The sequence below is a fragment of the Microbacterium kunmingense genome, from assembly GCF_023155745.1.
Taxonomy (GTDB): domain Bacteria; phylum Actinomycetota; class Actinomycetes; order Actinomycetales; family Microbacteriaceae; genus Microbacterium; species Microbacterium kunmingense.
Genome location: NZ_JAKNUS010000015.1, coordinates 53,709 through 62,029, shown reverse-complemented (window position 1 = coordinate 62,029; position 8,321 = coordinate 53,709). Strand labels below are relative to the sequence as shown.

The 8,321-nt window shown below is 72.0% G+C and carries 6 protein-coding genes; 3 read left to right on the top strand and 3 right to left on the bottom strand.

Annotated elements, in window-relative coordinates; genetic code table 11:
- Both MA875_RS16780 and MA875_RS16775 read left to right on the top strand, forming a co-directional pair.
- Positions 1–1,025, top strand: a 1,025-nt coding sequence (locus MA875_RS16780; protein WP_248243393.1) for an energy-coupling factor ABC transporter ATP-binding protein, incomplete at its 5' end; no start/stop codon positions are given.
- Entirely contained in the window at positions 1,022–1,861 is an 840-nt protein-coding gene (locus MA875_RS16775) for an energy-coupling factor transporter transmembrane component T (RefSeq protein WP_248243392.1), read from the top strand. The genes MA875_RS16780 and MA875_RS16775, both read left to right, overlap by 4 nt.
- 234 nt (positions 1,862–2,095) lie before the next feature.
- On the opposite strand, the gene MA875_RS16770 is transcribed toward MA875_RS16775, so the two are convergent.
- Complete coding sequence (locus MA875_RS16770) at positions 2,096–3,259, bottom strand: acyl-CoA dehydrogenase family protein (RefSeq protein WP_248243391.1); 1,164 nt, start codon at positions 3,257–3,259, stop codon at positions 2,096–2,098.
- Between the two features lie 122 nt (positions 3,260–3,381).
- Positions 3,382–4,473, bottom strand: a complete 1,092-nt coding sequence (locus tag MA875_RS16765; protein ID WP_248243390.1) for a M15 family metallopeptidase — start codon at positions 4,471–4,473, stop codon at positions 3,382–3,384.
- 190 nt (positions 4,474–4,663) lie between these two features.
- Here MA875_RS16765 and MA875_RS16760 point away from each other — a divergent pair, with 190 nt between their 5' ends.
- On the top strand, positions 4,664–5,800 hold the full coding sequence (locus MA875_RS16760) for an Rv2578c family radical SAM protein (protein ID WP_248243389.1): 1,137 nt from the start codon (positions 4,664–4,666) through the stop codon (positions 5,798–5,800).
- A 59-nt stretch (positions 5,801–5,859) separates the two neighbouring features.
- On the opposite strand, the gene MA875_RS16755 is transcribed toward MA875_RS16760, so the two are convergent.
- Positions 5,860–7,977 (bottom strand): DEAD/DEAH box helicase, encoded by a 2,118-nt coding sequence (locus MA875_RS16755; protein ID WP_248243388.1) that lies wholly within the window; start codon positions 7,975–7,977, stop codon positions 5,860–5,862.
- Between the last annotated feature and the right edge of the window lie 344 nt (positions 7,978–8,321).

Below are 8,321 nucleotides of genomic sequence, written 5' to 3'. Positions count from 1 at the left end.
GGTCGCCGCCCGCGTCGAAGAGGCCGGGGGACTCCCCGCTCGCCGCGCCCTCCCCACACCCCTCCTCCCCCCTCGCCGCGCCCCCCTCCCCCTTCCACGCGCGGACAATCGGCCCAGACGCGGACGATCCCGCGCGAAACGTCCGCGTCTCGACCGATTCTCCGCGCGTCGACAGCCCGCTCGGCGGAGCCGACGCTCGCGCTGCGGCGGGCAAGGCCCCCACCCCGGCCGTCACCGTGCGCGGCCTGACCATCCGCCGCGGCGGCACCGAGATCCTTCACGGCGTCGACCTCGAGATCGCGGCGGGCGAGTTCGTCGCGATCGTCGGCGCCAACGGCGCCGGCAAGACGACGCTGCTGCAGGCGATCGCGGGCGTCATCCGTCCCCCGAAGGGCAGCGTCACCGTCGGCGGCACCGATGTCGCCCGCGCCGACATCCGCACCCTCGCCCGGCGGGTGGGCTTCGTCTTCCAGAACCCCGAGCACCAGTTCATCACCCACACCGTGTTCGACGAGGTCGCGCACGGGCTCCGCCTCCAGCGTCTTCCGGACGACGAGATCCGCGCGCGGACGACCGAGATCCTCGCCCGCTTCGGCCTCACCGACAAAGCCGCCACCCACCCCTTCCTCCTCTCGGGCGGGCAGAAGCGCCGCCTCTCTGTCGGCACGGCGCTCGTGACCGGCGCACCGGTCCTCGCCCTCGACGAGCCGACGTTCGGGCAGGACCGCGCCCGCGCCGACGAGCTCCTCGCCCTGCTCGCAGACCTCAACGCCGCCGGCACCACGGTCCTCGTCGTCTCGCACGACATGCAGCTCGTGGTCGAGCACGCCGACCAGGTCGTCGTGGTCGACGACGGGCGCATGCGCGCCGCAGGCGCGCCGGCCGACGTCCTCTCCGACCTCGCCCTGCTCGAACAGACAGGCCTCGCCGCTCCCCCGCTCGCCCGGGCGATGACGGCGCTTCAGCGGCATCCGTCCCTCCAGCGGGTCACCCGCCTGGCCGACCTTCCCGGCGGTGCGCCGTGACGGTCACCGGCCCGGTCACCGCGGCCCAGGCGACCCGCGGAGGGTTCGACCCATACGCCGAGCGGGTCTCCGCGTCGCCGCTGCGCTTCCTGTATCGGATCAACCCCCTCGCCGCGCTCGTCGCGCCCGCGCCCGCGATGCTCGGACTGGTGTTCGTCCGGGATGCCGCGACCCCGGCCGCCTTCCTTGCGCTCGCGTATGCCGTGCTGCTCGTGGGGGTGCGCTTCACGCCGCGGCTGGTCGGCTTCCTCCTCGCCATCCCGGCCTTCGGCGCGGTGCTGGCGCTGAGCTTCGCCCTCTGGACCGACCCCGAGCGCGTCGATCAGAGCGTCACGGTCTGGCGGGTCGGCGACTGGACCCTCTACGGCGGCGCCCTCGAGGTCGGGGCGGCCACGGGCCTGCGGATCACGGCGATCGTGTCGCTCGCGCTCATCGCCGGGCTCTCGGTCACCGGCCCCGATCTCGTCCGGGCGATGGTGCAGCAGCTGCGCGTGCCGTACCGCATCGGGTACACCGCGCTCGCGGCGTTCCGCTTCGTGCCGCGGTTCGGCTACGAGCTGGAGGTGATACGCCAGGCGCACCGGGTGCGCGGCGCGCACGGCGGGCGAGGGCCGATCGCCGCAGTCCGCCGGTGGATCGGATATGTCGTGCCGCTCCTGGCCGGCGCGATCCGGCACGCCGAGCGGATGGCGCTGGCGATGGACTCCCGCGCCTTCGGCGCCTACCCCGACCGCACCGAGCGACACCTGGTGCCGTGGCGCGCACGCGACACGGTGTTCACGCTGGCGTTCTGGATGGTCAGCGTGGCGCTCTTCGCGGTGTTCCTCCCGCGCTGACGCGCGCCCGCCGCCGCGCCGCGCCCCGGGCTTCATCCGCGTCGCAGAATCGCGCGTGCGTCGCAGTCATCCGCGGAAATCCTGCGACGCTGGTGCGATCCTGCGACGCAGCGTCAATGCCCGCGCCGCGCTAGCGATGCGGCGCCGCCACACGGACCGGGTACGGCTGGGCAGGCGGGCGGGCCCGGCGCAAGCGGGGCGCGCGCGGGGGCGGCGGGGAGTGGATGCCGCGGCTCAGCGCTTCCCGGCGAGCTGACGCCCCACGATCTCGCGCATGATCTCGTTCGTCCCGCCGTAGATGCGGTGCACGCGCGCGTCGAGGAACGCCCGGGCGATCGGGTACTCGGTGATGTAGCCGTACCCGCCGTGCAGCTGCACGCAGGCGTCGAGCACGTCCCACTCGCGCTCGGTCGCCCAGAACTTCACCTTGGCGGCCTCTTCGGCGCTGAGCTTTCCGTCGCGGTACGCCAGCAGCGCGCGGTCGATGTAGGCCCACAGGGCGTCGACGGTCGTGGCGACATCCGCCATCTGGAAGCGGGAGTTCTGGAAGTCGATGATCCGCTGCCCGAACGCCTCACGGCTGCGGGTGTAGTCGAGCGTCCAGTCCAGGGCCGCCTGCGCGGCCGCCGCGCCCGCGACGCCGATCGACAGGCGCTCGAGCGGCAGGTTCATCATGAGCTGGATGAAGCCCTGACCCTCTTTGCCGCTGATGAGGTTCTCCTCGGGTACGAACACGTCGGTGAACGACAGCTCTGCGGTGTCATGGCCGTGGAAGCCCATCTTCTGCAGCTTCTTGCCGTGGTCGAAGCCCTCCGACGAGGTCTCGATCAGCAGCAGGCTGAACGCCTCAGGGCGGTTCCCTTCCCCGGTCTTGACGAAGGTGACCACGACGTCGGCGCTCGCGCCGCTGGAGATGAACGTCTTCGCACCGTTGACGACGTAGCCGCCGTCGACCTTCTTCGCCGTGGTCGAGATGCCGCGCAGGTCGCTGCCGGCGCCGGGCTCGCTCATGGCGAGGGCGCCGATGATCTCGCCGGTGGCCATGCCCGGCAGCCACTTCTGCTTCTGCGCGTCGGTGCCCATGTGCACGAGGTAGGGCACGGCGAGGTCGTCCTGGATGCCCAGCGCCCCGGCGAGCGACCCGGCACCGGCGGCGATGACCTCTTCGTTGACGATGGCGCGGAAACGGTAGTCCTGCAGCATCCCGGCGCCGCCGTACTCCTCGGGCACCGACAGACCCATGACACCGGCGTCACCCGCGGCCCGGAGCGTCTCGCGATCGATCTGCCCGTCGGCATCCCACTTCTCGCGCGCGGCGTTGGTGACATAGCGCTTGCAGAACTCCTTGACGACGTCGCGGAACGCCTCGTGATCCTCGTCGTAGATGTCGCGCTCCATGAGCGGCCTCCCTCTCTCGTCTTCGAGTGCGGGTCACGCCGACCCTCAGTGTCACGAGCAAGGGTACTCAGTTTCAAGACAGAGCGGATGCCGCGGCACGGCCCGCCACGGACGACGCGGCGTCAGCCCACGGGCGCGTAGGTCGGCGCGGCCGGGAGGCCGAAGAACTCCTCGAGCGTGGTGTACCCGCCCTCCCGCATCGCGGCGGCGATCTCGGGGCCGACGTACCGGAGGTGCCAGGGCTCGGGCGCGTAGCCCGTGACATCCGTCCGCCCCTCCTGGTATCGGACGATCCAGCCGAACTCCCATGCGTGCTCGGCCACCCACGCGCCCTGCGGCGTGGCGGCGAGGTCGTCGAGGGTGCCGCACGACCCGTTCGCGCAGGGGACGACATCGGCGGCGAGGCCCGACTGGTGTTCGCTGTGACCCGGCCTCGCGCTGACGAGGTCGGCGCCTTCCACTCCCCGGTCTGCGACCTGAACGCCGTACGACGTCTGCTGCGTGGTGTACGACCGGTACGCGCTCTGCAGCCCGATCTCGCCGACGCCCGCCGCGGCGGCGGCCGACACCATCGCCGTCAAGGCCGCAGCGGCGTCGGGGGCGAGAGCACCCTCGCCGAGATTGCGGACGCCCTCGGGGAAGATTACTGAGCCGGGCGCCCAGTCGATGGGCGCGAAGGGGCGGGCCTTGTTGACCACCACCCAGCTGAGGGTGGGGTCGTCGAGGCGAAGGCAGGGCGCGGTACCCGCGACGATCGCTTCGCGGAACGGTGCCACGCCGCCGAAAGCGGCGATGACGGTCGCTTCGTCCTGCGCGGCGAGGGCCGCCGCCACCGCCGGGTCGGCGCAGAGATCCTGGCCCGCGACCTGCTGCTCCACCACCGGAAGGTCGGTGGCCGGCACCGGCGCGAGCGGCGGCGGGGTGGGAGCCGCGGTCGCCGGGGCGATGAGGGCGCTCAGCGGAGCGGGGGGCTCGGATGCCTCGGGTCCGGCGACGACGGGGGGCGGCACCTCCGGGGCGAGGCCCGTGACGGCAGCGGTGACGCTGGCGCTCGAGCCGAGCACGAACACCGCGACGAGGGCCGCGGCCACGGGAATCGAGGGCCACCGGCGGCGGCGGGTGCGCGCATGGCGGGCGAGCGGAACACCGGGACCGCCGAGGGATGATGCGCGGCGCGCGGCGACCGCGCGCTCGCCGCTCATAGACCCGGCCACAGGCGCAGCGTCGTGCACCCGCGCGCGCGCTCTGGCTTCGCGACGGGTGAGGGGAGGACTGTCAGGGACGGGCGCCTGCACCCCCTCATTCTTCCCGGCTCCGCTCCCGGAGGCCAGTCCGCCCGGGGTGTCTTCGATGAAGATGGACGTCTATCTTGACACACCTTCGAAACTGTGTTCCCCTGGAGGCATGCGATGGCAGGGACAGCAGTTGGGTGTGGCGGATGCCGCGGCGCTGCCCGGCCTCGAATATCTCAACGGTCTCGTGCGGTCGGTGACCACGCCGGAATTCGCCGGGATCACCTTCCACGAGGTGATGGCGAAGTCGGCGCTGAACCGCGTGCCGGGTTCCTCGGCGATGCCTTTCGATTGGACGATCAACCCGTACCGCGGATGTATTCATGCATGCGCATATTGTTTCGCGCGGGGCACGCACGAGTACCTCGAGCTCGATGCGGGCAAGGACTTCGACTCGCAGATCGTCGTCAAGATCAACGCGGTGGAGGTGCTGCGCCGCGAGCTCGCCAAGCCGACGTGGCTGCGCGACCCGGTGCAGCTCGGCACGAACACCGATCCCTACCAGCGGGCCGAGGGCCGCTACCGGCTCATGCCGGGCATCGTCGATGCCCTCACCGCGTCGGGAACGCCCTTTTCGATCCTCACGAAGGGCACGCTGCTGCGACGCGATCTGCCGCTGCTGGCCGAGGCCGCGGCATCCGTTCCCGTCACGCTCGCGATGTCGATCGCCGTCTTCGACGATGCTCTCCAGGCGGCCCTCGAGCCGGGGACGCCGAACGCCGCGGCGCGGCTGGACACCGTGCGGGCGGCGGTGGACGCGGGGTTCGCGGTGACGGTCTTCCTCATGCCGATCCTGCCGCACCTGACCGACTCGATCGCAGCGATCGACGAGGCGCTCGGTCGCATCCGCGACGCCGGCGCGACGCGAGTCGTCTACGGCGCGCTGCACCTGCGCCCGGGAGCGAAGGAGTGGTTCCTGCAGTGGCTCTCACGCGAGCACCCCGAACTCGTGTCGTCGTATCGCGGGCTCTACCCGGGCGTCTCGGCGACGGCCCCCAAGGCCTACCGCACCTGGCTCGCACGTCGGGTGCGCCCGCTGCTGCGCGCGTACGGATTGGAAGGCGGAGCGGAGGATGACGCGCACCCGCGCGCCGCGCGGTACGCCGGGCTGGCAGGCGGCCCGGGTGCGGGAGGCACGCCGCTCTCCCATGAGGCGGCGGACCGCGCGCGGCTGGCCGCCACGGTCATGACGACCTCGCGCGGTCGGCGAGCCGCCACGCCTCTGGCGGCACAGCCGCCGCTCTTCTGAGGAACCGGCGTGCTCGTCGTCGGATCGCTCTGCGAACCGATGACGAGCACGCCGACACGTCAGGAGGTGAGGTCGGCCACCGTCGGGCGGCCCGCGAGGGCCTCGATGACCTCGTCACCGGGACGAGCATCGTCGAACGGCGCGTCGATCTCGGCGCGGCTGAGCAGTTCCGTCATGCGGCGACGACGCTGACGCGTCACGAGGGTGACGACGGTGCCGGCACGACCCGCGCGACCCGTGCGGCCTGAGCGGTGCAGGTACGTCTTGTACTCGTCGGGTGCGTCGGCTTGGACGACGAGGTCGATGTCGTCGACGTGGATGCCGCGTGCGGCGACATCCGTGGCGACGAGGACCCGCACTCGCCCCGAGGTGAGGCGCTCGAGGTTCCGGGTGCGCTTGCCCTGGTTCAGATCGCCGTGCAGCGCCAGCGCGGGGATCCCGGCGTCGTCCAGCTGCTCGGCGAGCATCTCGGCGTAGGCGCGCGTGCGGGCGAAGATGAGCGTCTTGCCGTCGCGGTCGGCGAGGGAGGTGACGATCTCGCCCTTGTCGCGGTGATCGATCACGAGCACGCGGTGCTCGATGGTGCTGGAGTCCTGGTCTTCGCCGGCGACTTCGTAGACGGCGGGCTCGACGAGGAACTCCTCGACGAGGGCGGCCACCTCGCGGTCGAGGGTCGCCGAGAAGAGGAGCTTCTGCGACCCCTCGGCGGTCAGACGGAGGATGCGCTGCACCGGCTCGAGGAAGCCGAGCTCGCACATGTGATCGGCCTCGTCGAGGACGGCGATCTTCACCTGCGAGAGGTCGAGCTTGCCCTGCTCCACGAGGTCTTCGATGCGGCCGGGGGTCCCGACGATGATGTCGACGCCCTTGCGGAGCGCTCCGACCTGTCGCGCCTGCGGCACGCCGCCGTAGATCTGGGTGGTGAAGAGACCGACGCTGCGCGCCAGCGCCTGCACCGTGCGGTCGATCTGCAGAGCGAGCTCGCGGGTCGGCGCGAGGATCAGCGCCTGGGGCGCGCGGCCCTGCTGGCGCCGCTGGCCCGCCTGTGCGCGCAGGATCGCCTCGACGAGGGGGGCGCCGAAGGCGATGGTCTTGCCCGAACCGGTTCGACCGCGCGCGAGCACGTCGCGACCCTCGATGATCGGCGGAATGGTCGCCGCCTGGATCGGGAACGGCGACGAGGCGCCGAGCTCCTCGAGGCGGGTCACGAGGTTCTGACCGAGACCGAGGTCGCCGAATCCGATGTTCTCGACCTCGTGCGCCTCGACGGCCTCCGCCTGCAGGCGCTCGTGGACGACGTCGAGCTGCGCCTCGGCGTGCGCCGAGCGAGCAGGACGGTCATCGGTGCGACGCGCCGGGCGGTCGTCGAAGCGGCGGGCGGAGCGGTCGTCGTCGTAGCGGCGGGGGCGATCGTCCTCGTAGCGACGGACCGGGCGGTCCTCGTGACGGCGCTGGGGACGATCGTCGGTGCGGCGCTGCGGACGATCGTCGTATCGACGGGCCGGGCGGTCGTCGCCGGAGCGGTAAGGACGGTCCTCGTTGCGACGGGGCGCACGATCCTCGAAACGCCGGGCGGGACGGTCGTCGTCCCGACGGGGCGCACGATCCTCGAAGTGACGGGCGGGACGGTCATCATCCCGACGGGGCGCTCGATCCTCGTACCGACGCTGCGGCCGGTCTCCACCCTCGGAACGACGAGCAGAGCGGTCATCCTCGTACCGGCGAGCCGGCCGATCCTCGAAGCGGCGCTGCGGGCGGTCATCCTCGTATCGACGTGCCGGCCGATCGCCGCCCTCGAACCGCCGCGCGGGACGCTCGTCCCCCTGCCGGCCGAACGTTCCCCGGTCGCCGCGCGCCTGAGAGCGGATCGCGCGGGCCTCGTCGCGGCCTGCCTTCTCCTGCGCGCTCCAGCGCCGCTTGGGCTCGCTCGCTTCGCGCGCCACCCACTCGCGGGAGCCGCCCTGCCGCGCACCGGTCGCGCCGTCGTTCGCGCGGTAGCCGCGGTGCCCAGGGCTGCGGCTCCCCGCCTTCGCACCCTTGGCGCCGACGGCGCCGGCAGCGCCGCCGCCGTCGGCGGGACGGCGCTTGCGGTCCTGATAGCTGGATCCCGCGGCGTAGCGCGGATCGTAGTTGCGTGCCGGGCGTCCGCCGGCGGGCTTCTTGTTCTTGGGGCTCATGTGAGGTCTTTCGTGCTCGCACGAGAACAGCTCTCGAGGACATGCTCGAGCAACCCGGGCATTCGCCGGCCGGGGGGCCATTCCTGTGATGTGAAGCGCCGGCTCGCGATGGCAGAGGGCGCGGAATCGGCCGTGAGAACTCACAGAAGCCGTCACAACGTAGCGGTGTCCTCAGCCCGACGTCCCCTAGCGTACCGGCCGGGCCTGAGAGACGACCGATCGTCGGCGTGTCCGCTTGTCATGTGTACGCGGTACGATCACACCAACGGGCTGGAACCGCTTGGCCCGGGGGATCTTATCTACTCTTACTCGCGACGACCTCCCGGAGGAGCGGTTGGGCACAA